The sequence below is a fragment of the Pseudoblastomonas marina genome (genome assembly GCF_034374265.1).
Lineage (GTDB): Bacteria > Pseudomonadota > Alphaproteobacteria > Sphingomonadales > Sphingomonadaceae > Alteriqipengyuania_A > Alteriqipengyuania_A marina.
In genome coordinates this window covers 1,079,143-1,103,380 of sequence record NZ_CP139718.1, presented here as the reverse complement: position 1 = coordinate 1,103,380, position 24,238 = coordinate 1,079,143, and the positions used below count along the sequence as shown (strand labels likewise).

Sequence of the window (24,238 nt, the reverse complement as noted above, 5' to 3'; positions counted from 1 at the left end):
GACAGCGCGCGCGCCAAGCGCGATGGACCGTTTCCACCCACAACAGCCAAGGGGCGATAATGTTTCTCGAAGGACGCCGCGCACTCATCACCGGATCGACATCGGGCATCGGCCTCGCCGTGGCCCGCGCCCTGCGGGCCGAGGGGGCGCAGATCGTGCTCAACGGCTTCGGAGATGAGGGCGAGATCGCGAAAATCGTCGACGAACTCGATGCCGTCCATTCGGGCGCCGATCTTACCGATCGGTCCGCGATCGAAGCGATGATGGAGGAACACGGCCCGGTCGATATCCTCGTAAACAATGCGGGGATGCAGCACGTTGCGCCGGTCGAGGAATTCCCGGTCGAAAAATGGGACAAGGTGATCGCGCTCAACCTGACCGCCTGTTTCCACACCATCCGGCTCGCCGTACCGCACATGAAGCAGCAGGGGTGGGGACGCATCATCAACACCGCGAGCGCGCATTCGAAGACCGCATCGCCGTTCAAGACCGCCTACAACGCCGCCAAGCACGGGCTCGACGGGCTGACCAAGACGGTCGCGCTCGAGCTCGCGCAGAGCGGCGTGACCGCCAATTGCATATCGCCGGGCTATGTCTGGACGCCGCTCGTCGAAAACCAGATCCCCGACACCATGAAGGCCCGTAACCTCTCGCGCGACGAAGTGATCAACGACGTGCTGCTCGCCAAGCAGCCGACCAAGCGTTTCGTGCAGCCGGAGGAAGTGGGGGCGCTCGCCGCGTTCCTGTGCCGCGAGGAAGCGGGCAATGTCACCGGCGCGAACTGGAGTATCGATGGCGGCTGGACCGCCGAGTGAAGGGACTGACCACGATGAAGAAGCTTGCAATCCTTGCCCTGCCGCTGCTGGCGCTCGCGCAACCCGCCGTCGCGTTCCAAGCCGAACCCGCGCAGGAAACCACCATGCCGATCGACGCCGGCGCGGTGGACGTCCCCTCGCAGGCCGACACCGAGACGATCCTGCTCGATCACATCCGCATCCTCGCCAGCGACGACTACCTGGGCCGCAAGCCCGGCACCGAGGGCGGTCGGATGACGGTCGCCTACCAGGTAGAGAAGCTCAAGGAATACGGCTTCGAGCCGGGCTGGAACGGCAGCTTCGAACAGGAAGTACCGTTCACCGCGGCGATGGCGCCCAAGCTCACCGTGACCGCGGCGGGGACCGAGATCACGAGCAACGACCTGCTCGCGCTTCAGGGCAATACCGATTTCGCGGATGTCGAACTGGTGACCGTCGCCAGCGCCGACGATGTCGACGAAGGCGTCGACGGCAAGCTGCTCGTCTTCAACGATTTCTCGCTGGCGCGTTCGCTGGCGCAGACCGCCGTGGCCGAAGGCGCGCGCGGTGCGATCATTCTCGCGCCCGCGGCGATGGTCGAGCAGTTTCGTCCCGGCGCGACGCGCGAGCGTGTCAGCCTGAAGCAGGCCGGTGACGATGCCGGCGGTCCCAACTTCATCGTCGTCGGTCCGGAAGCCGCCGAAAAGCTGAAGACGGCGCTGGGCGGCGAGCTCAGCGGCAAGATTTCGGGGACCTACACCGCCACCGGTCGTGACTTCACCTCATCCAACGTGATCGGCAAGCTGCCGGGCTCGCGGCCCGAGGCCGGCGCGATCGTGATGCTGGCGCATTGGGACCACACCGGCGAATGCGGCGCGCCCGACGACGAGGACCGGATCTGCAACGGCGCGGCGGACAATGCCTCGGGCATCGCCGCCATGCTCGAGACCGCGCGCCGGCTCGCGCAGGGCCCGCAGCTCGAACGCGACGTCTATATCCTCGGCACCACCGCCGAGGAGATGGGCCTGCTGGGCGCGCGCTATTTCGCTGAGAACCCGCCGGTCCCGCTCGCGCAGATCCATGCCGCGCTCAATATCGACATGATTTCGATCGCGCCCGAGGGCAAGCCGCTCACGGTGATCGGCTGGAAGCGGACCCCGCTCGACGCCTCGATCGAGGGTGTCGCAGCATCGCTCGGCCGCACGGTCGAAGTCGGCGAGGAATCGGACCTCTACGTCCGCCGCCAGGATGGCTGGGCACTCATGAACCGGGGCGTGCCCTCGGTGCTGGTCAGCAGTTCGTTCGGCGACAAGGACATCCTCGATGCCTTCATGTCGACCCGCTATCACCGCGCCAACGACGAAATCTGGGAAGGTTTCGAACTCGGCGGCGCGGCGGAGGACGTGCCGGTCTATGTCGCGCTGATGCGCCACTGGGCCACCGAAGCGCTCTATTCGAAACCCGAGGGTTGGGCGTTCGAGGACGGCGCGGGCGAATAATCTCTCGAAGTTTTCCGGCTTCGCCCCTAGCGGCAGGTTCCCGGTGCGGTTACATGGGCCGCCACGAATCTGCCGCTAGAGGAATTACGCGTGGCCATTGAAATACCGCTCGGACTGACTTTCGACGACGTGCTGCTGCGCCCGGCGGAAAGCTCGGTGTTGCCGAGCCAGGCCGATACGCGCACCCGGCTGACCCGAGAAATCTCGCTCAACATCCCGGTCGTATCCTCCGCGATGGACACCGTTACCGAGGCCGACATGGCGATCGTCATGGCGCAATTGGGCGGTATCGGCGTGCTCCACCGCAATCTCACCAACGAGGAACAGGCCGCCGCGGTGCGCGCGGTCAAGCGCTATGAAAGCGGCATGGTGGTGAACCCGATCACGATCCTGCCCGACGCCCCGCTGGGCGAGGCACAGGCGCTGATGACGCAGCACAAGATCAGCGGTATCCCGGTGGTCGACAAGCGCGGAAAGCTCGTAGGCATCCTGACCAATCGCGACGTCCGCTTTGCCGACAATCCGCGCCAGCCGGTCCGCGAACTGATGACCAGCGAGAACCTCGCGACGGTCAAGGTCGGGGTCAGCCAGGAAGAGGCGCGCCGCCAGCTCCACCAGCGCCGGATCGAGAAGCTGCTGGTGGTCGACGAGGCCGAGCACTGCGTCGGGCTGATCACGGTCAAGGACATTGAGAAGGCGGTCACCTATCCCGACGCAACGAAGGATTCGAACGGCCGCCTGCGGGTCGCCGCCGCGACCACCGTCGGCGACAAGGGCTTCGAGCGCAGCGAAATGCTGATCGACGCCGAAGTCGACGTGATCGTGATCGATACCGCGCACGGCCACAACAAGGAGGTCTCGCGCGCGGTCGAGCGGGTCAAGAAGCTCTCCAATTCGGTCCAGATCATCGCCGGCAACGTCGCCACCGCCGAGGCGACCAAGGCGTTGATCGATGCCGGGGCGGATGCGGTCAAGGTCGGCATCGGCCCGGGCTCGATCTGCACCACCCGCGTGGTCGCGGGCGTCGGCGTGCCGCAGCTGACCGCGGTGATGGACAGCGCCGAAGCGGCGGCCGAGGCCAATGTGCCGGTGATCGCCGATGGCGGCCTCAGGACCAGCGGCGACGCGGCCAAGGCGCTTGCGGCGGGCGCATCGACCGTGATGGTCGGCTCGCTTCTCGCCGGGACCGCCGAGGCACCCGGCGAGACGTTCCTCTACCAGGGGCGTCGCTACAAGGCCTATCGCGGCATGGGCAGCGTCGGCGCGATGGCGCGCGGCAGCGCCGACCGCTATTTCCAGCAGGACGTCTCCGACGCGCTCAAGCTCGTCCCCGAGGGGATCGAGGGCCAGGTTCCCTACAAGGGCCCGGCGGGCGAGGTCGTCCACCAGCTGGTCGGCGGGGTGAAGGCGGCGATGGGCTATACCGGCTGCGGCACGATCCCCGAACTGCACGACAAGGCGCAGTTCGTCCGAATCACCAATGCCGGACTCGCCGAAAGCCACGTCCACGACGTCGCGATCACCCGCGAGGCCCCCAATTACCCGACGCGCTGAGCCATGAAGCCCGCCGCCCGGGTCCAGTCGGCGATCGAAATCCTCGACAATGTGATCGAGGCGGCTGCCACTGGCGGCCCGCCCGCCGATCGCATCCTGGCCGAGTGGTTTCGGGGCCACCGTTTCGCCGGATCGAAGGACCGCCGCGCGATACGAGATCTCGTCTACGACGCGATCCGCGCCTGCGGACCGGTGCCCGAAAGCGGACGCGCGGCGATGCTGCGACTGGTCGAAAGCGGTGTGATCCCGGAGGAACTGTTCGACGGTTCGGATTACGGCCCCGCGCCGATCGCCAAGGGCGAGGGCGCGGCGAAAGGCGGGGGCGCGCCCGACTGGCTGGTCGCGCGGCTCGCAGCATCCGAAATCGCCGGACCCGAAGCCGATGCCCTGCTCGAACGCGCTCCGCTCGACCTGCGCGTCAATGCTCTCAAGGCCTCGCGCGCATCGATCCAGTTTCCCTTCGAAGCGGTCGAAACCGACGCGCCCCAGGGCCTGCGGCTCCCTCCGGGTTCGCCGATCGAGCAGGATGCGGCCTGGCGCGACGGGTTGGTCGAGGTCCAGGATACCGGCTCGCAGCTTGCCTGTATCGCCGCCGGCGTCGAGCAGGGCGAGACGGTGCTCGACCTGTGCGCCGGGGCTGGCGGCAAGAGCCTGCACCTTGCCGCGATCATGAAGAATGCCGGGCGCATCGTCGCCAGCGATATCGATCGCACGCGCCTGTCACGGCTCGCGCCCCGCGCCGAACGGGCGGGCGCGACGGCGATCGAGACCCGGCTGCTCGATCCGAAGAAGGAGCTCGAAGCGCTGTCTGATCTTGCCGGCCAGGTCGACCACGTCTTCGTCGACGCGCCGTGCAGCGGCACCGGCACCTGGCGGCGCAAGCCCGAGACGCGCTGGCGCCTGACCCCCGAACGGCTCGCCGCCTTTTCGGCCACGCAGGACATGCTGCTCGACCTCGCGGCAAGGCTGGTGCGCCCGGGCGGGAAGCTGCATTTCGTCACCTGCTCGCTGCTCGACGAAGAGGGCGCGGATCGCGCCGCCGCCTTCCTTGCGCGCCATCCGGACTGGAGCGCCCAGCCGATCGACCTGCCTTCCGGGCGGGCGCGGGGCGTCGGGCGGCGGCTGACGCCCTATCACGATGGAACCGACGGCTTTTTCATCGCAGGTTTTGTTTCGCCGTGATAGCAAGCGGGCAAATGGACGAGCCGTCTCGCCTCACGCACACCCTTTGGGAGCAGATCATGCGCTTTACCCCCGCCGCCCTCGCGCTTTCGACCGCCTTCGCGCTCACCGCCAGCTCGCTGATCGCCGCGCAACGTGCCGAACCCGATCCGCGCGCGCAGGCCTTCGTCGAGGATGGCCGCGCGGCGCTGGCCGCAGGCGAGATCGTACCGGCGGTCGATGCGTTCGAGGCCGCGCTGGCGATCCAGCCGGGCAATCTCGAAGCCTATCTCGCGCTAGCCGAGGCGATGCGCGCCAAGGGCCTGCCGGGCAAGGCGATCCGCTATTACCGCGTGGTGCTCGACGCCGAGCCGCGCAATGTCACCGCGCTGGCGGGCGAAGGCATGGCGCTGGCCGAGAAGGGCGCCTTCGAGCGTGCTCGCGACAGCCTCGCCCGCGCCGAGGCGATCTGCGGCAATTGCGCTGCAGCGGTCCAGTTGTCGGCGCTGATCGTCGAACGCGAGAGCGCGCCGCAGATGGCGGAAGTGCCGGTCGAGGAACGCACGGTCGACAATTGAGCCTGCCGCCGCGGGCTTTCAATCTATCTCGCGAAATTCCTCGACCACGGTGCGATAGACCGGCTTCTTGAACGGGATGATCAGCTCGGGCAGCGAGGCCCGGTCGACCCAGCGCCATTCGGAAAATTCGGGATGCGAATGCGCCTCGAGGTCGATGTCCTCGTCGGTGCCGAGGAAGCGCGCGCAGTACCAAGTCTGGCGCTGGCCGCGATACTTGCCACCCCATAGCTTGCCGTGAAGTTCGGGCGGGAGGTCGTAGAACAGCTCGTTTTCGGTCTCGGCGACGAATTCGACATGCTCGCGCCGGACGCCGGTTTCCTCGTGCAGTTCGCGATAGGCGGCCTCGCGCAGGTCTTCGCCCTCGTCCACGCCGCCCTGCGGCATCTGCCACCAGTCGCCTTCCTTGGTGTCGATCCGCTTGCCGACGAAGGCCTGGCCGTCGCCGTTGATCAGCATCACGCCCACGCAGGGGCGATACTGCGTCGCGTCCTTGTTGGCGGCGCTCATGCGACGTGTCCGTGGCGGCGCAGCAGCAGGTGCATCGCGTCGAGCAGCGCGCCGACGTCGTTCTGCGCGCTCGGCATCGCCTTTCGCAGCGTGGCGAAGCCGTGGATATTGCCCTGCGCCTCGAGATAGGTCGTGTCGACCCCGCGCTCGATCATGTGCTGGGCGTATTCGCGCCCCGAATCGCGCAGCGGATCGAGCCCGGCGGTGATCACCACGGTGGGCGGCACGTTTTCCGCTTCCTCGAGCAGCGGAAACATCCGGTGGCTCAACGGATCGCCGCGATACTGGTCGCTGAACCATTTCATCGCTGCGCCGGTGAGCAGGAATCCTTCGGCGAAATCGCGGAAGCTCGCCGTCTGCGAGATATCGCCCGCGATCGGGTAGATCGGCGCCTGCAGCACCACCGGAACCTCGGCCGGCTCGACGCCGAGTGCATGGGTGGTGACGATGGTGAGGTTGCCGCCCGCGCTGTCGCCGGTGATGACCAGCCCGGTGAATTCCCGGCCCAGTTCCTTCGGAGAAGTCGCGATCCACCGCGCCGCCGCCTCGCAATCGTCGGGCGCGGCGGGGAAGGGGTGCTCGGGCGCGAGGCGATAGTCGACCGACACCACCGGCAGGTCGAGCGTGGCGCAGATCTCGGTGCAGAGCGAGTGATAGACTTCGAGATCGCCGATCACGTGGCCGCCGCCGTGGAGGAACACCACCACCGGGCCGGGCGCGCGCTCTTCCTGCGTATCGTAGAAGCGCAGCGGAATGTCGCCTTCGGGGCCGGGACAGGTGAGGTCGCGGATCACCGCGAGCGCGCGCGGCTCGGCCTCGGCGATCGCGCCTAGCGCGCGCATCCCCGCGCGCCCTTGCTCGACCGGCAGTTCCTCGACCCCCGGTCGGCCCATCTGTTCGAGCATGGCGAGGAAGCCGGCGACGTCGTCGCGTACGTAGTGTTCGGTATCGGTCACGCAAATTCTCCTGTCGAGGCTTTCAACCGCTCGCTTAACGCGGTGTTCCGGAGGAGGAAAGCAGGGTTGTCCGCGCCGCCAGTCGGGAGCATAGGGGCTGGCCAACCAACGGGACATTCATGGCCACCGCAGTACACAATTCCGACGCTCCCGCAGCTCCCGACGCCATCGTCGTCCGCTTTGCCGGCGACTCCGGCGACGGGATGCAGTTGACCGGCGGGCAGTTCACGCTCTCGACCGCGCTGGCGGGCAACGACCTCGCGACCTTCCCCGATTTCCCGGCGGAAATCCGCGCGCCGCAGGGCACGCTGTTCGGCGTCTCGGCGTTCCAGATCAATTTCGGTAGCCGCGAGATCAATACCGCGGGGGACGCGCCCGACGTGCTGGTGGCGATGAACCCGGCCGCGCTGAAGGTGAACCTGAAGTCATTGAAGCCCGGCGGTCTGATCATCGCCGACACCGGCGCCTTCACCAAGCGCAACCTCCAGAAGGCCGAATACGAGACCAATCCGCTCGAAGACGGCAGCCTGGCCAAATACGACCTGCTGGCCTTCGACATCTCGGCGCGCACGATCGAGGCGGTCGCGCCGTTCGGCCTCGGCAACAAGGATGCGCTGCGCTCGAAGAATATGTGGACCCTGGGCCTCGCGCTGTGGATGTTCGACCGCGACCGCAAGCCGATCCACGACTGGCTCAAGCAGAAGTTCGCCAGGAAGCCCGAGATCGCCGACGCCAATATCGCGGCGCTCGATGCCGGGCACGCCTATGGCGAGACCGCCGAGATCGCCGGTCCGCTCAAGCAGGTCGAACTGCCGCCGGTGCCGAGCGAACCGGGCCTCTATCGCACGGTGACGGGCGCGGAGGCGATCAGCCTCGGTCTCGTCGCTGGCGTGCAGCTGGCCGAACTGCCGATGTTCTTCGGCGGCTATCCGATCACCCCGGCTTCCGCGATCCTGCACCACCTCGCGCGGCTGAAGGAATTCGGCGTTACGACCTTCCAGGCCGAAGACGAGATCGCCGCGATCTGCGCCGCCATCGGCGCGAGCTGGGCGGGGAGCCTCGGCGTCACCTCGTCCTCGGGCCCGGGAATCGCGCTCAAGACCGAGGCGATGGGGCTCGCGATCATGACCGAGCTGCCGCTGGTGGTGGTCAATTCGCAGCGCGGCGGGCCCTCCACCGGCCTGCCGACCAAGACCGAGCAGAGCGATCTCTACCAGGCGGTCTATGGCCGCAACGGCGATGCGCCGATGCCGGTGGTGGCCGCGCGCAGCCCGTCCGACGCGTTCGATTGCGCGATCGAGGCGGTGCGGATCGCGGTCAAGTACATGACCCCGGTGATGCTGCTGACCGACGGCTATATCGCCAACGCCGCCGAGCCGTGGAAGGTGCCGAACCCGGCCGATTACACCCCGTTCCCGGCGCAGTTCACCACCGAGAAGCAGGGAGAGGAACTGCTCCCCTACGCCCGCGACGAACACGGCGCGCGGCCGTGGATCAAGCCCGGCACGCCCGGCCTGATGCACCGCATCGGCGGGATCGAGAAGGCCGAGGGCACCGGCCATATCGACTACGCGCCCGACAACCACCAGCGGATGACCGATGCCCGCCGCGACAAGGTGCTCGGCGTCGACGTACCCGACCAGGACGTCTGTCTCGGCGAACCCGGCGGCAAGCTCGCGGTGGTGGGCTGGGGCAGCACCTTCGGCCCGATCCACCAGGCGGTGGGCCGCGCGCGCGCCAAGGGCTGCGACGTAGCGCAGATCCACGTCCGCCATATTTGGCCGCTCCCCGCCAATCTCGGCGAGCTGCTGCGCGGCTACGATCACGTGCTGGTGCCCGAGATGAACACCGGCCAGTTCAAGACCGTGCTGCGCGACCAGTACCTTATCGACGCGATCCCGCTCACCAAGACCAGCGGCCAGCCCTTCCAGATCGCCGAGCTCGAAGCGGCGATCGGCAAGTTCTTCGATGATATCGAGGGGAACGAAGGCGGCGAGGTCCCGGCCAACGATCAGCAACTTCCCAGCACGGAGGCTGACTGATGTCGCGGATTTCTCCTCCCGCGTTGTTGCTATTCGCGCTCTTGGTTCTCGCTGCTCCGTTCTACATGACCGGGCAGTGGGCTGCTTCGCTAGGTGAAGCTCAAAACAGTTCGGTTCTCGCGATGTCGATAGGGCTAGTCGTTGCCATGATAATGGGGATCCTGCTCCTACCTATCGTTCGTCGGATGTTCGCCGACGGCTATGGTAAAGAACAATCAGAAAAACGAATACGCTCGACGATTATCGCCCTTGTCGGATTGGGGTTGATGCCTTGGGTTGCCCCACTCCTAGGTGGATCGGACGACTACATCTGGAAGTTTTTTTCCGGAGTTTACGCAGGTGTGGGGCTGCACGTCCTCCTGCATGCCTATCTAATGGGAAAGTCAAAGCAAAATGAACGCCCCAGCTAATATCGAAACCACGCTTAAGGACTGGGTCACCGACCAGGAGGTCCGCTGGTGTCCGGGCTGCGGGGATTACGCGATCCTCAAGGCCGTGCAGCGCACGCTGCCCGAGCTCGGCTGCGATCCGGCGAAGACCGTGTTCATCTCCGGCATCGGCTGTTCGAGCCGCTTTCCCTATTACATGGAGACCTACGGCTTCCACACCATCCACGGCCGCGCGCCGGCGGTGGCGACCGGAGCCAAGCTCGCCAATCCCGAACTCGACATCTGGCTGGTGACCGGCGACGGCGACGGGCTGTCGATCGGCGGCAACCACCTGATGCACGTGCTGCGGCGCAACGTGAACATGCAGATCATGCTGTTCAACAACGAGATCTACGGGCTCACCAAGGGCCAGTATTCGCCCACCAGCCGCGAGGGCACGCGTAGCCCTTCGACTCCGCTGGGCAGCTACGACCACCCGGCGCGCCCCGCCGCCTTCGCGCTCGGATCGGGCGCGCGCTTCGTCGGCCGCGGCTTCGACGTATCGAAGCACCTTCCCGACGTGCTCAAGGCGGCCCACGCACACCAGGGCGCGGCCTTCATCGAAATCTTCCAGAACTGCATCGTCTACAACAAGGACGTGTTCGACGATTTCGCCGCGCCCAAGGGCGCCGAGGATCGCCAGCTCTGGCTCGAGGACGGCAAGCCGATGCTGTTCGCGGGCGACGCCAAGGGCATCACGCTCAACCGCGAGACATTGAGCCTCGAAGTGGTCGACGTGACCGACGGTGACTGGGAAGCGGCGGGCGTGATCGTCCACGACGTCAAGAACCGCTCGATCGCGCACATGCTGGTCGAAATGCCGTTCGGCCCGTTCCCGATGGCACTCGGCGTGCTCTACGACGATCCGCACCCGACCTTCGAGACCGCGGTGATCGAGGATCGCGCGCGCGCCAGCGAAGGCAAGCAGGCCGATCTCGCCAAGCTCCTCGGCTCGGGCCAGACCTGGACCGTCGACGGCACCGCCCAGGACCCGCAGTAGGGGGTTTCCCCGCAAGATCTGCATAGCCGGATAGAATATCTTATCAACTCAGCGTAACCATAAGATTTTGAACATTTTTGTTTTCCGTACGTTGGTAGGGTGCATGCGGTCCAGATCGCGGACCCGACCACCAGCAAACAGGGAAAAAGAAATGATCAAGAAGGTAACTCTCGCAGCCACCGCTTCGCTCGCGCTTGCCCTCGCGGCTTGCGACGACGGTGCAGAAGTCGAAGACGATTTGGGTGTCGACGACACCGCGATGGCAACCGACGACGGAGCAATGGCGGATGATGCCTATCCTGTCGCGGGTGACCTCGACGAAGAACAGCAGGCGCGCCTGGATGCAATGGACGTCCAAGGGACCAGCGACGAATATGATCGGAACATGGACGCGATGAGGGCCGGTGGCTCTGCGTCCGACGATGCAGCGGGCTCAAGCGGCTCCGAGGCGATGTCGAGTGACGACGCGCCCTCTGGCGAAAGCCGAGCTTCGTCGGGCGAAGCGAGGGAATCGAGCAACGAGGCGCAACCCCTGCGTCCACGCGGACAGATGGACTTCGCCTTCCTCGACCGCAATGGCGATGGTGAATTGTCGGTTGCCGAATACGCGATCTGGGCGGTGCCTGTGAATCCCCGAGAGCAAGCCGACAACGATGCACTGCGTCCCTATCTCTCGGCCGAGCAGATCAACGAGGCCGGGCGCACCTTCTTCTACTTCGATAGCGATGGCGACAGCTACCTTTCGCCCGGTGAGTTCATGACCGCGCGAAACAGCGCCATAACGCCGTAACAGGCCAGTAAAACAAGGCGACGATGTTGTCTGCAAGAGGCGGCGGGCCAACCTGCCGCCTTTTCGTTTGCATGCCCGGAGTAGGCAGGCCATTCCGCCGCGATGGACAATCTCACGCATAGCCTCGTCGGCGCGGTGATCGGGCAGGGGGGGCTCAAGCGCAAGACCGGGCTCGCCATGCCCGCGCTGATCATCGGGGCGAACCTGCCCGATGTCGATGCGGCGTGCTTTCTGTGGCTCGACGGGGCGGAGCATCTCGGTTTTCGGCGCGGGATCACGCATGGGCCCATCGCCTGGGTGCTGCTGCCGCTGGTACTGGCGGGACTGCTCTATGGCTGGGATCGCTGGCAGGCGCGGCGCGGCAAGCGGCCCGAGGGGCGGCTGCCGGTGCATTTCGGCTGGCTCTACGCGCTGTCCTTCATCGGCTGCCTGACCCACCCGGCGCTCGACTGGCTCAACGTCTACGGCATCCGCCTGCTCGAGCCGTTCTCGAGCCGCTGGTTCTACGGCGACGTGCTGTTCATCATCGACGTGTGGCTCTGGGCGATCCTCGGCATCGGCCTGTGGCTGTCGCTCCGGCGCGAGAAGCTTGAGCGCGAATGGCGTCGGCCCGCGTGGATCGCGGGCCTGATGGGACTTGCTTATATCGGCTTGAATGGGCTCATTACGGTCGGATCAGAGCGTGCAGTACGGGATGTCACGGGCGCGGAATTGGTGATCGCATCGCCGATCCCGCTTAGGTTCTGGGAGCGTGAGCTGATTTCGACCGACGATTGGTTCGGCTATCAGATCAATGGCATGTATCGTGTTGGTGACAAATCGATAGGCGATTGCTGGTTAGATTTGGCAAGGGAGTCGAACGATCAGCTCGACGCATTCTTGTTTTGGTCGCGTGCGCCGATTGTCGTTGCCGATCCTTCGGGCGACGGATGGCTCCTCCGAGACGCGAGATTCCTCGATTCACGAGCGGTTGATCGGTTCACGGTGAAATTTGACCAAGACGTGTGCCTCAGGCTTGTGACTCGAGACTTCGATCTAAAGGTCACTCCGACGGATCCATCTTCCTGACGGTCTCGCTGTCCGCCGCCGCCTTGGCCGGGGCGTAGAACAGCGCCGCGGCGAGGAACGCCCAGCCGGCGCCGCCTAGCCAGCCCGCGGTGACGTCGCTGGGGAAGTGGACGCCGAGCATCACGCGGCTCCACGCAACCATCGCGCTCAGCACCATGGCGAAGCCGATCACCGTGTAGCGCACCGAGTGGCGGCGACTGAGCGCGGCAAAGGCGATCGCCATGCCGATATAGACAACCGCCGCGCTGAAGCTGTGGCCGCTGGGGAAGCTCTCGCCCCCGGCCTCGGTCAGGTGCGGCACGATCTGCGGGCGCTCGCGGCCCACCAGAAGCTTCATGCCGGTATTGGCGAGCCAGCCGCTTGCGACGGTCAGCGCGTAGATCACCGCCTCGCGGCGCAGCTTGAGGAAGAGCAGCGCGACCACCGCCGCGATGGCGAACAAATTGCGCAGGAACACGCCGCCGACCGCTGTGACGTCGCGTACGCTCTCGAACACCAGCTCGGGACCGCGCGGGCCCAGTTCCTCGCCGGTGCGGTAGGACATCAGGCCCCACTGGTCGAAGCCGCCAGTGAGCCCGTTGGTGACTAGGTAGACCACCACCGCCCAGCCGGCCCAGCAAATCGCGGCGGCGATGATCGCCTTCTTCCGGTCGATCCCGAAGCCGCGTTCGGGCAGCCGGATGGTATCGGCAGGGACGGTGGGGTCGTGGGGCGTGACCTCGCCCTTCTTGTGTTCATCCATGCCCGTTGGAACCGCCAACGGGGTGATCCCGTTCCGACGCCATGAGTTCTCCCCAGATCGTCTGGCTGCGGCGCGACCTGCGCCTCGTCGACCAACCCGCCCTCCATGCCGCCGCCGAAATCGGCCCGGTGATCCCGGTCTACGTGCTCGACGACGACCGCGCGGGCGACCATGCCTATGGCGGCGCCTCGCGCTGGTGGCTGCACCATTCGCTCGAAAGCCTCGGCAGGTCGCTCGGAAGCCGTCGTTCGCGCATCGTCTTGCGGCAGGGCGATGCCCCGCAGGTGCTCGCCGCGATTGCCGACAAAGTAGGCGCGGGCGCGATCCATGCCAATCGCCATTACGAACCCTGGTGGAAGGAGGCCGAGGACGAACTCGCGGACGCGCTAGGCGACCAATGCGAGTTGGTGCTCCACGACGGCAATTACCTGATGCCGCCGGGCAGCGTGACGACCGGTTCGGGCGATCCCTACAAGATCTATTCGCCCTTCGCCCGTTCGCTGCTCGAATGTCTCCCGCCGCGCGATGCACTCGACGCGCCCGCTACGCTGCATTCTCCCGAGAGCTGGCCCGAGAGCGACGACGTCGACGATTGGAACCTGCTCCCGACCGGGCCCGACTGGGCGGGCGGCCTGCGCGATTTCTGGGAGGTGGGCGAGGATGCCGCCCACGCGCGGCTCGACTGGTGGGCCGACGAGGTCGCCGATTACGACGAGGGCCGCAACCTGCCTTCGCAGGACATCACCTCGCGCCTCTCACCGCATCTCCACTGGGGCGAGATTTCACCCGTACAAATCTATCACCGGCTCAAGGACCTGCGCTCGGACGGCTGGCAGACCTTCCTCAAGGAGATCGTCTGGCGCGATTATGCGCAGAACGTGATCTGCCAATTCCCCGATTATGCGCGCGAGAGCTATCGCGAATATGACGAGCGCAAACTGTGGCGGAACCCCGATGCCGGGCACCTGATCCGTGAGGACCTCGCATGCTGGCAGCAGGGCATGACCGGCTATCCCATCGTCGATGCCGGGATGCGCCAGCTGTGGCAGACCGGCTGGATGCACAACCGGGTGCGGATGATCTGCGCCAGCTTCCTCGTCAAACACCTGCTGATCGACTGGCGGCATGGCGAGCAGTGGTACTGGGACTGCCTCGTCGATGCCGATTACGGCAACAATGGCGTCAACTGGCAGTGGATCAGCGGCACCGGGGTCGACAGCAACATGTTCGTGCGGATCATGGCCCCGCTGACCCAGAGCGAGAAGTTCGACGCGGCGGGCTATATCCGCGAATACGTCCCCGAACTCGCCGGTCTGAGCGACGACGAGATCCACGATCCCGCCGACGACAGGCGCGGCAATTACCCGGTCAAGATGATCGGTCACAAGGAAGCGCGCGAACGGGCGCTGGAAGCCCATCGCGCCGCCAAATAGGCGGGTGGACTAGCTGCGCGGGGCGCGGCTAGGGGGTGCGTCATGCGTAAGACCCTGACCCTCTTTTCCGCCGCTGTGGCGCTCACCGCCTCACCTGCCGCCGCGTTCGACCTGCCCGAAGGCGTGCGTGCGATGATCGAGGCCGCGATCGACAGCGGCGACCCGGCCAAGGTCGCGACCGTGATCGAGCTCGCGCGCCAGACCCATCCCGAGGATGCGGCCGAGATCGATGCGCTCGAAACTGCCTTCCGCACCGGTCAGGAGGCTGCGGCGCAGCAGCAGGCGGCGGCCGAGCGCGAAGCGATCGAGAACGCCGGAATCTTCGAGCGTTGGGGCGGGAAAGGCCAGGTCGGGGCCTTCCGCTCGACCGGGAACAGCGAAAATATCGGGCTGACTGCGGCACTGCGGCTCGAACGCGAGGGTGCCGACTGGACCCACCTGCTGCGCGGCAATGCCGATTACCAGGAGAGCCGGGGCGTGGTGACCCGCGAGCGCTTCCTCGCCGCTTACGAGCCGCGCCTGCAACTGGGCGACAATCTGTTCGCCTATGGCCTCACCCAGTTCGAGCGCGACCGGATTTCGGGCTTCTCGGCCCGCTACATCGTTTCGGGCGGTTTCGGCTGGTCGCCGATCGACGGCGACGGCATCTCGCTCGCGCTGCGCGCGGGCCCCGCATGGCGCTACACCGATTTCATCGCCGAGCCCGACCGCGAGCGGCTCGCCGGGCTCGCCGCGGTCGATTTCGACTGGAAGGTCGCCGACCGCATCACCGCGACGCAGGATGCGAGTGCGGTCGTCGCGAGCAACAACACCACGCTATCCTCGCTCACCGGGGTCGAGTTCGGCGTGACCGATCGCTTGAGCACGCGGGTCTCGTACCAGGTCGACTATGAAAGCGATCCGCCGGTGGGGAAGGTCGATACCGACACGATCACGCGCTTCACGCTGGTCTACGGTTTCTGACGCGATTCCGCTTCCCCAGAGGGTGCCCGGCAGCTAGCCTCCATGCGATGGACGCAATTCTCGAGATCGAAGGGCTGACCAAGGTCTATGCCGGCGGCCTCAAGGCACTCGACGACGTCGACCTGACGATCCGCAAGGGCGAGATTTTCGCGCTGCTCGGGCCCAATGGCGCGGGCAAGACCACTCTGATCGGTGCGGTGTGCGGGCTCGTCCGCCCGACCTCGGGCTCGATCCGCGCCTTCGGTCACGACCTTGCGACCGACTGGCGCGACGCACGCCGGCGCATCGGCCTCGTGCCGCAGGAGCTTTCGACCGACATGTTCGAGCCGGTGCGGCGCGCGGTCGCCTATTCGCGCGGACTGTTCGGGCTCGCGCCCGACCCCGCGCGGATCGAGCAGATCCTCAAGAGCCTCAGCCTGTGGGACAAGCGCGACGAGCGGATCATGGCGCTGTCGGGCGGGATGAAGCGGCGCGTGCTGATCGCGAAGGCGCTCGCGCACGAACCCGACCTGTTGTTCCTCGACGAGCCCACCGCGGGGGTCGACGTCGAACTGCGCAAGGGTATGTGGGCGATCATCGACGAGATGCGCGCGCGCGGCGTCACGATCATCCTCACCACCCATTACATCGAGGAGGCCGAGGAGATGGCCGACCGGGTGGGCGTGATCAATCGCGGGAAAATCGTGATGGTCGACGAGAAGGCAGCGATGATGGCGCGGCTCGGGCGGACCGAAGCGCATATCGCGCTCGGCCGGCCATTGACGGAAATCCCGCCCGCGATCGCGCGTTTCCCGGTCGAGCTCGAAAAGGACGGCACCTCGCTCTGCTACCGCGGCGGCGACGGTACGGGGAAGGGCAAGGAAGAGGTCGCCGAACTGACCAAGGCGCTGCTTGCCGAGGGAATCGACTACATCGGGATCGATATCCGCGACAGCAGCCTCGAGGACATCTTCGTCTCGCTGCTGGGTGAGGAGGCGGTCGCATGATCAATTGGCGCTCGACCTGGTCGATCTACACCCGCGAGCTGATGCGCTTCCTGCGCACGGCCTTCCAGTCGGTGCTCGCCCCGGTGCTTACGACTTCGCTCTATTTCATCGTTTTCGGCGCCGCGATCGGCGGACGGATGCCCGACCTTGGCGGGGTAGATTACGGCGCCTTCATCATTCCTGGCCTGCTGATGCTGACGCTGCTGGGAGAGACCACCAGCAATTCCAGCTTCGGCATCTACATGCCGCGCTTCACCGGCACGATCTACGAGCTGCTCAGCGCCCCCGTGGGTGTGGCGGAAACGCTGATCGGCTTCGTCGGGGCGGCGATGACCAAGAGCCTGATCCTTGCCGCGATCATCCTCGTCACCGCGCGCCTGTTCGTCGACTATTCGATCGCGCATCCGCTGCTCGCGGTGGTCTACATCATGCTGGTCGCCGCGGCCTTCAGCCTGTTCGGCTTCATCCTCGGCATCTGGGCGGACAATTTCGAGAAGCTCGGGATCATCCCGATGCTGTTCCTCACCCCGCTGACCTTCCTTGGCGGAACGTTCTATTCGATCGACATGTTGCCCCAGCCCTGGGACACGATCGCGCTAGCCAATCCGATCGTCTACCTCGTCAGCGGGCTTCGCTGGACCTTCTACGGCAGCGCGGATGTCGATATCTGGATCAGCTTCGCGATCACGCTCGGCTTCCTCGCGCTGTGCGTGGCGATCGTGGCCTATATATTCCGCACGGGCTGGCGACTGCGCGCGTGACGGGCTAGGCGCGAGCTCGCAATGACCCGCTTCCAGTTCACCATCCACGCCACCGACGGCGCCGCGCGCACCGGCGAAATCGCGATGCGCCGCGGCACGATCCGCACGCCCGCCTTCATGCCCGTCGGCACCGCCGCGACGGTCAAGGCGATGAAGCCCGAGACCGTGCGCAAGACCGGCGCCGACATCATCCTCGGCAACACCTACCACCTGATGCTCCGCCCCGGGGCGGAGCGTGTCGCCAGACTGGGCGGCCTGCACAAGTTCATGAATTGGGATCGCCCGATCCTGACCGATAGCGGCGGCTACCAGGTGATGAGCCTGTCGGACCTCAGGAAGCTGACCGAGCAGGGCGTCGAGTTCCGCAGCCATCTCGACGGTTCGAAGCACATGCTCACGCCCGAGCGGTCGATGGAGATCCAGCGCCTGCTCGGCTCCGACATCGTGATGGCGTTCGACGAATGCCCGCGCGCCGATCGCCCGCTCGACGAGATCGCGGCGAGCATGGAGATGAGCATGCGCTGGGCCAAGCGCAGTCGCGATGCCTTCGATGCCGGGGGCGAGCATGCCGAGGGCGCGGCGCTGTTCGGGATCCAGCAGGGCGCGCTCGACGAGAAGCTCCGCCAGCGCTCCGCCGAGGCGCTCACAGAGATCGGCTTCGATGGCTATGCGATCGGCGGGCTTGCGGTGGGCGAGGGGCAGGAGGCAATGTTCGCGACGCTCGATTTCGCGCCCGGCCAGCTTCCGCAGGACCGTCCGCGTTACTTGATGGGTGTCGGCAAGCCCGACGATCTCGTCGGTGCGGTCGAGCGCGGGGTCGACATGTTCGATTGCGTGCTGCCGAGCCGTTCGGGCCGCAACGGCCAGGCGTTCACCTGGAACGGTCCGATCAATCTGCGCAATGCCCGCTTTGCCGAGGATACCGATCCGCTCGACGATCGCTGTTCGTGCGACACCTGCGGCACCTACAGCCGCGCCTACCTCCACCACCTCGTCAAATCGGGCGAAATCCTCGGCGCGATGCTGATGACCGAGCACAATATCGCCTTCTACCAGCAGCTTATGCAGGCGATGCGCGATGCGATCGGCGAGGGGCGTTTCGCGACCTTCGCGTCCGACTTCCGGCGGGATTATTGCAAGTGACGCGGTTCGATATCGGTCGGCAGACACGCGAACAGCGTGCGGGCCTGCTGGTGGTGATCGGGCTGCTCTCGCTGCTATTGTGGCAGACCGCGATCGGCAGCATCGTGCTCTATCCCTTCACCATTCTCGCGACCTGGTTTCATGAAATGGGCCATGGCCTGACGAGCATGCTCACCGGGTCGGAATTCGAACGGCTGGTGATCTATGCCGACGGGTCGGGCCAGTCGCTGTCGCGCACGCCGGTGGACCAATCGCGCTTTGCCGATGCGCTGGTGGCTGCGGGCGGGCCGCTCGGGCCGCCGCTTGCGGGCGCCGGGCTGATCCTTGCCTCGCGCACGGCGAAGTCCAGCCGCATCGCACTGTCGATCCTCGGCGCGTCGCTGCTCTTATCCTGCCTGATCTGGGTGCGCAGCCTGGTCGGCCTCGCCGTGCTCGCGCCGTTCGGGGCGGCCCTTCTCGCGCTCGCGTGGAAGGGTTCGCGCGACTGGTCGCGCTTCGGCGTCCAGGTGCTCGGCGTCGAGGCCGCGATCAGCACCTGGCAGCATCTCGGCTATCTCTTCACCGCCGGCGGCGTGGTCGGCGGAATCTCGCAGCGCTCGGACACGCAGGTGATCGCCGATGCGCTGGTCCTGCCCTACTGGTTCTGGGGCGGCGCGATCAGCCTCGGCATAGCGCTGCTGCTGTGGTGGAGCCTGCGGCGCGCGCTCCGGTGAGGCTTCGCGCCTTGTTGCGAAAGTAGTGTTAACCGCCGGTATAGGCCGTCGTTATCAGGCCCTTCCAATCGATCCGTGTTTCGCTAAGCTCGCCCGGTAAAACGGGAATTGGGTCGGGGAAACTCATGAAAATCTGCAAAGCCATTCTGGCCGCGACTGCGGCTGCCATCGTCACGCCTGTTGCTGCGCAGGATGCCGAAGAACTTGCCGCGCGTTACGGTTCGCGACCGTCGATCCTCGACATCAGCCTCTCGCCTTCGGGGAACAAGCTGGCGATCGTCGCGCCCGATTCCACCCATGGCGAGGTGGTGAAGGTCATCGACCTCGCCGGCGGCGCGGAGATGCAGAGCATCATGCGCAACACCGAGCAGAACGGAGATATCACGTCCTGCGACTGGGCCACCGAAGTACGGCTCGTGTGCGAGCTCGACGGAGCGGTCGAGCGCGACGACGGGGCCCTCCTGTGGTTCTCGCGCATCTTCTCCTTCAATGAAGACGGCAGCGATATCGAGGTACTTACCCAGAGCCGCAGCTTTCGCGCGCTCGGGTTCCGGCAGGATGGCGGCTCGATCGTCGCGCTCGACGTCCCCGGCGAGGAAAACAACATTCTCATGACCCGCGACTACGTGCCCGAGATGACCGTCGGCACGCGTCTCGCAAACGAGGAATCCGGCCTCGGGGTCGATGCCGTCGACATCACCAACCGCCGTCGCAAGGTCGTCGAACGTCCCGACGACAAGGCCAGCGCCTTTGTCGCCGACGAGACGGGGCGCGTGCGGCTCAAGGTCCTCAGCGCACGGCGGGGCGACGGGACGCTCCTCGGCCGTCGGATGTACTATTACCGCCCCGCCGGAGACGATGGCTGGCGCGAATTCGAACAGGTGACGATCGACGGTAAGGAACGAACCGACTTCGTGCCGGCCGCCGTCGATTCGAAACGCAACGTGGTCTACGGGTGGGATACCATCGGCGGCTACGACGCGATCGTCGAGGTCAAGCTCGACGGTAGCGGTGAAGGACGCGTCGTGATGATGCGCGACGACGTCGACGTCGACCGCCTGATCCGCATCGGTCGCAAGCGCCGCGTCGTCGGCGCGAGCTATGCGACCGAGAAACGCGCGGTCGAGTATTTCGACAGCGAACTCGGTGGGCTCGCGAGCGAACTCGAGAAGGCGCTGCCGGGCAATCCGCTGGTCGACATCGTCGGGGCGAATGCGGACGAAAGCAAGCTGCTGCTGATCGCCTCGAGCGACACCGATCCCGGCATGCTCTACATGTTCCACAAGGACACAATGCAGCTCGAACCGCTGCTGCCGATGCGCGACTATCTCGTGAACAAGCCGATGGGCGAGATGCGGCCAGTCACCTTTCCCGCCCGGGACGGCACCCAGATTCCCGCGTACCTCACCTTGCCGCCGGGCTCAGATGGAAAGGGCCTGCCCGCGATCGTGCTGCCGCATGGCGGGCCCAGCGCCCGCGACGAATGGGGCTTCGACTGGCTGGTGCAATTCTTCGTGGCGCGCGGCTATGCCGTGCTCCAACCCAATTATCGTGGCTCGGCGGGCTATGGTCAGGCGTGGTTCGGCCGCAACGGCTTCAAGGCTTGGGAAACCGCGGTGGGCGATGTCAACGACGCGGGCCGCTGGCTGGTGTCCGAGGGAATCGCATCCGCGGACAAGCTCGCGATCGCCGGATGGTCCTATGGCGGCTACGCGGCGCTGCAATCGCAGGTGCTAGATCCCGAGCTTTACAATGCGGTGGTGGCAATCGCGCCGGTCACCGACCTGCAGGACCTGCGCCGCGAAGCGCAGCCCTACACCCATTCGATCCTGGTCGATCGTTTCGTCGGCGACGGCCCGCATATCGAGGCGGGGAGCCCGGCGCGACATGCCGATCGCTTTGCCGCACCGGTTATGCTGGTGCACGGGACGCTCGACAGGAACGTGTCGCATAACCAGTCGCGCAAGATGGAAGACAGGCTCGAGGACGCCGGCAAGCCGGTCACCTATATCGAGTTCGAAGGGCTCGAGCACGGCATCCGCGACAGCCAGGCGCGCAAGAAGATGCTGCTCGCGATCGACGGCTTCCTGTCCGAGGCGCTGGGCGACTGAGCTCAGCGGGGCGGCACCAGCCATTCGCGTTCGCGATCGTAGCGCCAGCCTTCGGGCAGGCGGGCTGCGATCGCGGCGAGACCGGGATTGACCGGCGACAGCGCGCCCGCATTCGCCCCTTCGACCCGGTAGACCCGACCGTCCGGGCCGACCTTGAGCGTCATGACAAGGCCACCGGGAAGGCCGGGGGCACCTGATTCCGCGCCGAGCGCGAGCGCTGCGCGTTCGCGCAGGTCGAGTTCCTGCGAGATATAGAATGCGCGGGTCGCAGCGGTTTCCTCGCCGGCGAAGGCGGCATCGGCCAGCTGGAGCACTTCGGCAAAGGTGAGCCCCGGCGGCATCGGGTCGGAATCTTCGCCGTCGGCGACGATCAACTGGTTGAGCAGGATTTCCTCGAACGCGATTTCGCCGCGGACGACCATCCGGTTGCTGCGCCCGATCAACGGTACATCGGCGGGGATCGCCCCGCGCGCATCGCCGCTGAAAAGCGATTTGCCATTGAGCTTAACGAAATAGCGCCCCGATTCGAGCCAGATGACATGGAGTTCGTTGTCGGCGGCCCAGTCGATCGTTGCGGGAAACTCGCCCGCCTCGACGTAATCGTCCCAGCCTTCGCGGGTGCGCTTGGAGATCAACATCTCTCCTTCCTGGTCGATTCCCAGCCAGAGATAGCCATCGGGGCTGTTGCCGAGCATGAACTGGAGCGGGTTGTGCCGCCGGTCGGCGATGTCGATGCCGCGAAACTTGAGGACGAGCTCGACCCCGTCGACCTCGGCCGGCAAATTGGCGAGCCAGTAGCTCGGCGTGCCCTCGATCCCATCGTCCGAGAGCGTGCGGCTGGTGAACGGAAAGCCGCCGTATTTCTTCGCCGCCTCGCTCTTGTCGCCGACGATATCGCGCGCCGCGAGCACGGCTTCGGCCGAATCGGCCGGCGTCCGGGCGTAATAGACCGGGTAGCGCTGGATATCGGGATCGGTGAATACCGCGTCTATGTCGGTCGGCAGCGTCTGTGCGTGCGCCGGAGCCCAAAAACCCAGTGCAGCGATAGCCAGCGCAATTCGCGTGATGAAAGAATGGATTGCGGTCAATGTGCTCTCCCCTCGTAATTCGAGCAGGGAAAACCTTGCAGTTGGCGCAAGCGGGGTAAACCCACACTTTCTGACGAATAGCCGGTGCGACCTCGCAAACGAAAAGGGCGGCCCCGCGGGACCGCCCTTTCGAACATCTGGCTGGAAAACCGATCAGCGCGAATAGAATTCGACGACCAGGTTCGGTTCCATCGTGACCGGGTAGGGCACTTCGTCGAGCTTCGGCACGCGGGTGAAGGTCACCGCGTCGTTGCCTTCGGCGACGACGTAATCGGGCACTTCACGCTCGGGCAGGCTCTGCGCTTCGATGACCAGCGCCATATCCTTGGCCTTGTCGCCGAGGCTGATCACGTCGCCGACCTTGACGCGGGCCGAGGGGATGTTGGTCTTCACGCCGTTCAGCTTGATGTGGCCGTGATTGACGATCTGGCGCGCGGCGAAGATCGTCGGGGCGAACTTGGCGCGGTAGACGACCATGTCGAGGCGCTGCTCGAGCAGGCCGATCAGGTTCTGGCCGGTGTCGCCCTTCATCGCGGCGGCTTTCTTGTAGGTCGCCTTGAACTGCTTCTCGGTGACGTCGCCGTAATAGCCCTTGAGCTTCTGCTTGGCGCGGAGCTGCAGGCCGAAGTCGGACATCTTGCCCTTACGGCGCTGGCCGTGCTGGCCGGGACCGTAGGAACGCTTGTTGACCGGGGAATTCGGGCGACCCCAGATGTTTTCGCCCATCCGGCGGTCGAGTTTGTACTTGGCGCTCTTGCGCTTCGACATGAGTCTTCTCCAAAAGTTGCGGACCAGCCCAAGGACGATTCCCCTGCTGGCCATTCAACCCGGCATCGCACCGCCAGGGCTCAATCCCTGACGCGGCCACCGCTTCACCGGGGTGCGGGGCCAAATTCGTTCGACTTAATGGAAGTCGCGCGAAGCGAGGCGCCCATTTAGCAAGAAAGCGCGACCGGTCAAGTCTCGACAGGCGAGGCCGCACGGGGCAGGGGGGGGCGCCATGAACGACGCAATCAAACTCCCCGAGGACTGTTCCTCGATGCCCGAAGTGCGCGCCGGGGTCGATGCGACCGACCGCCAGATCATGGCGCTGCTCGAACGGCGCTTCGGCTACATGCGCGCAGCCGCCCGAATCAAGCCCGATCGCAGCGCGGTGCGCGACGAGGCGCGTAAGCGCGAAGTGATTGAAAACGCCGTGGCCGATGCCCGCAATGCCGGGCTCCCCGAGGCCCCGTTGGAGGATATCTGGGATCGTCTGGTCGAGGCGTCGATCGCCTACGAATTCAACGAATTCGATCAGACGCGCGGCTGACCCGCGGTTTCCTTCAGTCTGTCAGATCCGGCCTGTTCGTCAACAATCTGGGCGCCGCATCTCGATCCTGGCTTTCGTTACCCACTCTGGAAGCCGCTTCGCTGTAAAGCACATCGTTTTCGCCGAGCGGTGCCCCGTCCTGCTGCAGCTCCTGCATGACCTCGCGCGTTGCCAACCGGTCCTCACGGGCCGTCGACATGGTCCGGCAGACGCGCTGCGGGACGCGCGATCCGACAGCGGTCACGTTGCGGCAGACCGTCTTTTCCTTCTCGCCCGACACGACAAGCTTCTGATCCGGCTTGGTCGCCGTGTCACCGTCGGCCTGCGCGACAGCCTCGGTCTCCGTCGGCTCATCTCCGGCTACCGTCGTCGACGGCTGGCCTTCTTCTGCGGCGGGAGCATCCTGCGGCGCGCTCTGGAATGCGGCGACTGGCGCCGCCACCAGCGCAGGCAGGGTGGCGAAGAGAAGGGCGAGAACGGGGAGGCGGAATTGGCGCATGGGAATCTCCAGTGACAAAATCTCCGGTTAATTCCCGTTAATGATGCGCTTATAGCATCGCTCCGTCAATTGATGACGAATTCGCGCATGGAGCGCTTGATCCCGCAAAG

24 protein-coding genes are annotated in these 24,238 nt (G+C 65.8%); 18 read left to right on the top strand and 6 right to left on the bottom strand.

Annotated features, from left to right (window positions below; all coding sequences use genetic code 11):
* Positions 1–59 precede the first annotated feature (59 nt).
* From T8S45_RS05335 to T8S45_RS05315, 5 genes are all read left to right on the top strand, one after another.
* Positions 60–815, top strand: coding sequence for a 3-hydroxybutyrate dehydrogenase (locus tag T8S45_RS05335; protein ID WP_322294949.1), 756 nt, complete (start codon positions 60–62; stop codon positions 813–815).
* Positions 816–829: 14 nt separating this feature from the next.
* Entirely contained in the window at positions 830–2,293 is a 1,464-nt protein-coding gene (locus tag T8S45_RS05330) for a M20/M25/M40 family metallo-hydrolase (protein ID WP_322294948.1), read from the top strand.
* A 96-nt stretch (positions 2,294–2,389) separates the two neighbouring features.
* Positions 2,390–3,847, top strand: coding sequence for an IMP dehydrogenase (guaB, locus tag T8S45_RS05325; protein WP_188643125.1), 1,458 nt, complete (start codon positions 2,390–2,392; stop codon positions 3,845–3,847).
* Between the two features lie 3 nt (positions 3,848–3,850).
* Positions 3,851–5,029 (top strand): RsmB/NOP family class I SAM-dependent RNA methyltransferase, encoded by a 1,179-nt coding sequence (locus T8S45_RS05320; RefSeq protein ID WP_322294947.1) that lies wholly within the window; start codon positions 3,851–3,853, stop codon positions 5,027–5,029.
* Positions 5,030–5,043: 14 nt separating this feature from the next.
* Positions 5,044–5,586: a tetratricopeptide repeat protein gene (locus T8S45_RS05315; RefSeq protein WP_322294946.1), complete on the top strand. Its 543-nt coding sequence runs from the start codon at positions 5,044–5,046 to the stop codon at positions 5,584–5,586.
* An 18-nt stretch (positions 5,587–5,604) separates the two neighbouring features.
* Here T8S45_RS05315 and T8S45_RS05310 read toward each other — a convergent pair whose 3' ends face one another.
* Both T8S45_RS05310 and T8S45_RS05305 read right to left on the bottom strand, forming a co-directional pair.
* The gene (locus tag T8S45_RS05310) at positions 5,605–6,093 is read right to left on the bottom strand and encodes an RNA pyrophosphohydrolase (protein WP_322294945.1); all 489 of its coding nucleotides are present in this window, start codon (positions 6,091–6,093) and stop codon (positions 5,605–5,607) included.
* Positions 6,090–7,049: an alpha/beta hydrolase gene (locus tag T8S45_RS05305; RefSeq protein WP_322294944.1), complete on the bottom strand. Its 960-nt coding sequence runs from the start codon at positions 7,047–7,049 to the stop codon at positions 6,090–6,092. The genes T8S45_RS05310 and T8S45_RS05305 overlap by 4 nt, the downstream gene beginning before the upstream one ends.
* Before the next feature lie 119 nt (positions 7,050–7,168).
* Here T8S45_RS05305 and T8S45_RS05300 point away from each other — a divergent pair, with 119 nt between their 5' ends.
* From T8S45_RS05300 to T8S45_RS05280, 5 genes are all read left to right on the top strand, one after another.
* Positions 7,169–9,091, top strand: coding sequence for a 2-oxoacid:acceptor oxidoreductase subunit alpha (locus T8S45_RS05300; protein ID WP_322294943.1), 1,923 nt, complete (start codon positions 7,169–7,171; stop codon positions 9,089–9,091).
* On the top strand, positions 9,091–9,501 hold the full coding sequence (locus tag T8S45_RS05295) for a hypothetical protein (protein ID WP_188641968.1): 411 nt from the start codon (positions 9,091–9,093) through the stop codon (positions 9,499–9,501). The genes T8S45_RS05300 and T8S45_RS05295 overlap by 1 nt, the downstream gene beginning before the upstream one ends.
* The gene (locus T8S45_RS05290) at positions 9,485–10,519 is read left to right on the top strand and encodes a 2-oxoacid:ferredoxin oxidoreductase subunit beta (RefSeq protein WP_322294942.1); all 1,035 of its coding nucleotides are present in this window, start codon (positions 9,485–9,487) and stop codon (positions 10,517–10,519) included. The genes T8S45_RS05295 and T8S45_RS05290 overlap by 17 nt, the downstream gene beginning before the upstream one ends.
* Positions 10,520–10,670: 151 nt before the next feature.
* Positions 10,671–11,309 (top strand): EF-hand domain-containing protein, encoded by a 639-nt coding sequence (locus T8S45_RS05285; RefSeq protein WP_322294941.1) that lies wholly within the window; start codon positions 10,671–10,673, stop codon positions 11,307–11,309.
* Between the two features lie 102 nt (positions 11,310–11,411).
* On the top strand, positions 11,412–12,377 hold the full coding sequence (locus T8S45_RS05280) for a metal-dependent hydrolase (protein WP_322294940.1): 966 nt from the start codon (positions 11,412–11,414) through the stop codon (positions 12,375–12,377).
* Here the strand turns inward: T8S45_RS05280 and T8S45_RS05275 are convergent.
* Positions 12,352–13,119 (bottom strand): phosphatase PAP2 family protein, encoded by a 768-nt coding sequence (locus tag T8S45_RS05275; protein ID WP_322294939.1) that lies wholly within the window; start codon positions 13,117–13,119, stop codon positions 12,352–12,354. The genes T8S45_RS05280 and T8S45_RS05275 overlap by 26 nt on opposite strands.
* A 41-nt stretch (positions 13,120–13,160) precedes the next feature.
* Between T8S45_RS05275 and T8S45_RS05270 the strand changes: the two genes are divergently transcribed.
* From T8S45_RS05270 to T8S45_RS05240, 7 genes are all read left to right on the top strand, one after another.
* Entirely contained in the window at positions 13,161–14,552 is a 1,392-nt protein-coding gene (locus T8S45_RS05270; RefSeq protein ID WP_322294938.1) for a cryptochrome/photolyase family protein, read from the top strand.
* Between the two features lie 42 nt (positions 14,553–14,594).
* Complete coding sequence (locus T8S45_RS05265) at positions 14,595–15,515, top strand: DUF481 domain-containing protein (protein ID WP_322294937.1); 921 nt, start codon at positions 14,595–14,597, stop codon at positions 15,513–15,515.
* A gap of 47 nt (positions 15,516–15,562) precedes the next feature.
* Entirely contained in the window at positions 15,563–16,501 is a 939-nt protein-coding gene (locus T8S45_RS05260; protein WP_322294936.1) for an ABC transporter ATP-binding protein, read from the top strand.
* A complete protein-coding gene (locus tag T8S45_RS05255) occupies positions 16,498–17,262 on the top strand; it encodes an ABC transporter permease (RefSeq protein ID WP_188641961.1) in 765 nt (254 codons plus the stop codon). The genes T8S45_RS05260 and T8S45_RS05255 overlap by 4 nt, the downstream gene beginning before the upstream one ends.
* 21 nt (positions 17,263–17,283) lie before the next feature.
* The gene (gene tgt, locus T8S45_RS05250; protein WP_322294935.1) at positions 17,284–18,405 is read left to right on the top strand and encodes a tRNA guanosine(34) transglycosylase Tgt; all 1,122 of its coding nucleotides are present in this window, start codon (positions 17,284–17,286) and stop codon (positions 18,403–18,405) included.
* On the top strand, positions 18,402–19,118 hold the full coding sequence (locus T8S45_RS05245; protein WP_322294934.1) for a M50 family metallopeptidase: 717 nt from the start codon (positions 18,402–18,404) through the stop codon (positions 19,116–19,118). The genes tgt and T8S45_RS05245 overlap by 4 nt, the downstream gene beginning before the upstream one ends.
* Before the next feature lie 125 nt (positions 19,119–19,243).
* The gene (locus tag T8S45_RS05240) at positions 19,244–21,229 is read left to right on the top strand and encodes an alpha/beta hydrolase family protein (protein ID WP_322294933.1); all 1,986 of its coding nucleotides are present in this window, start codon (positions 19,244–19,246) and stop codon (positions 21,227–21,229) included.
* A gap of 2 nt (positions 21,230–21,231) precedes the next feature.
* Here T8S45_RS05240 and T8S45_RS05235 read toward each other — a convergent pair whose 3' ends face one another.
* Together T8S45_RS05235 and rpsD are read right to left on the bottom strand one after the other, a co-directional pair.
* The gene (locus T8S45_RS05235) at positions 21,232–22,317 is read right to left on the bottom strand and encodes a hypothetical protein (RefSeq protein ID WP_322294932.1); all 1,086 of its coding nucleotides are present in this window, start codon (positions 22,315–22,317) and stop codon (positions 21,232–21,234) included.
* A gap of 153 nt (positions 22,318–22,470) precedes the next feature.
* A complete protein-coding gene (rpsD, locus tag T8S45_RS05230; RefSeq protein WP_188641957.1) occupies positions 22,471–23,085 on the bottom strand; it encodes a 30S ribosomal protein S4 in 615 nt (204 codons plus the stop codon).
* Between the two features lie 232 nt (positions 23,086–23,317).
* Between rpsD and T8S45_RS05225 the strand changes: the two genes are divergently transcribed.
* Positions 23,318–23,629, top strand: a complete 312-nt coding sequence (locus T8S45_RS05225; RefSeq protein ID WP_322294931.1) for a chorismate mutase — start codon at positions 23,318–23,320, stop codon at positions 23,627–23,629.
* Between the two features lie 13 nt (positions 23,630–23,642).
* Here the strand turns inward: T8S45_RS05225 and T8S45_RS05220 are convergent, their stop codons facing one another.
* Positions 23,643–24,128: a hypothetical protein gene (locus tag T8S45_RS05220; RefSeq protein ID WP_322294930.1), complete on the bottom strand. Its 486-nt coding sequence runs from the start codon at positions 24,126–24,128 to the stop codon at positions 23,643–23,645.
* Positions 24,129–24,238 lie beyond the last annotated feature (110 nt).

Coding starts and splice junctions, on each gene's coding strand:
- T8S45_RS05335 (WP_322294949.1), top strand. CDS start 60: ATGTTTCTCGAAGGACGCCGCGCACTCATCACCGGATCGACATCGGGC.
- T8S45_RS05330 (WP_322294948.1), top strand. CDS start 830: ATGAAGAAGCTTGCAATCCTTGCCCTGCCGCTGCTGGCGCTCGCGCAA.
- T8S45_RS05320 (WP_322294947.1), top strand. CDS start 3,851: ATGAAGCCCGCCGCCCGGGTCCAGTCGGCGATCGAAATCCTCGACAAT.
- T8S45_RS05315 (WP_322294946.1), top strand. CDS start 5,044: ATGGACGAGCCGTCTCGCCTCACGCACACCCTTTGGGAGCAGATCATG.
- T8S45_RS05310 (WP_322294945.1), bottom strand. CDS start 6,093: ATGAGCGCCGCCAACAAGGACGCGACGCAGTATCGCCCCTGCGTGGGC.
- T8S45_RS05300 (WP_322294943.1), top strand. CDS start 7,169: ATGGCCACCGCAGTACACAATTCCGACGCTCCCGCAGCTCCCGACGCC.
- T8S45_RS05295 (WP_188641968.1), top strand. CDS start 9,091: ATGTCGCGGATTTCTCCTCCCGCGTTGTTGCTATTCGCGCTCTTGGTT.
- T8S45_RS05290 (WP_322294942.1), top strand. CDS start 9,485: ATGAACGCCCCAGCTAATATCGAAACCACGCTTAAGGACTGGGTCACC.
- T8S45_RS05285 (WP_322294941.1), top strand. CDS start 10,671: ATGATCAAGAAGGTAACTCTCGCAGCCACCGCTTCGCTCGCGCTTGCC.
- T8S45_RS05280 (WP_322294940.1), top strand. CDS start 11,412: ATGGACAATCTCACGCATAGCCTCGTCGGCGCGGTGATCGGGCAGGGG.
- T8S45_RS05275 (WP_322294939.1), bottom strand. CDS start 13,119: ATGGATGAACACAAGAAGGGCGAGGTCACGCCCCACGACCCCACCGTC.
- T8S45_RS05270 (WP_322294938.1), top strand. CDS start 13,161: ATGAGTTCTCCCCAGATCGTCTGGCTGCGGCGCGACCTGCGCCTCGTC.
- T8S45_RS05265 (WP_322294937.1), top strand. CDS start 14,595: ATGCGTAAGACCCTGACCCTCTTTTCCGCCGCTGTGGCGCTCACCGCC.
- T8S45_RS05260 (WP_322294936.1), top strand. CDS start 15,563: ATGGACGCAATTCTCGAGATCGAAGGGCTGACCAAGGTCTATGCCGGC.
- T8S45_RS05255 (WP_188641961.1), top strand. CDS start 16,498: ATGATCAATTGGCGCTCGACCTGGTCGATCTACACCCGCGAGCTGATG.
- tgt (WP_322294935.1), top strand. CDS start 17,284: ATGACCCGCTTCCAGTTCACCATCCACGCCACCGACGGCGCCGCGCGC.
- T8S45_RS05240 (WP_322294933.1), top strand. CDS start 19,244: ATGAAAATCTGCAAAGCCATTCTGGCCGCGACTGCGGCTGCCATCGTC.
- rpsD (WP_188641957.1), bottom strand. CDS start 23,085: ATGTCGAAGCGCAAGAGCGCCAAGTACAAACTCGACCGCCGGATGGGC.
- T8S45_RS05225 (WP_322294931.1), top strand. CDS start 23,318: ATGAACGACGCAATCAAACTCCCCGAGGACTGTTCCTCGATGCCCGAA.
- T8S45_RS05220 (WP_322294930.1), bottom strand. CDS start 24,128: ATGCGCCAATTCCGCCTCCCCGTTCTCGCCCTTCTCTTCGCCACCCTG.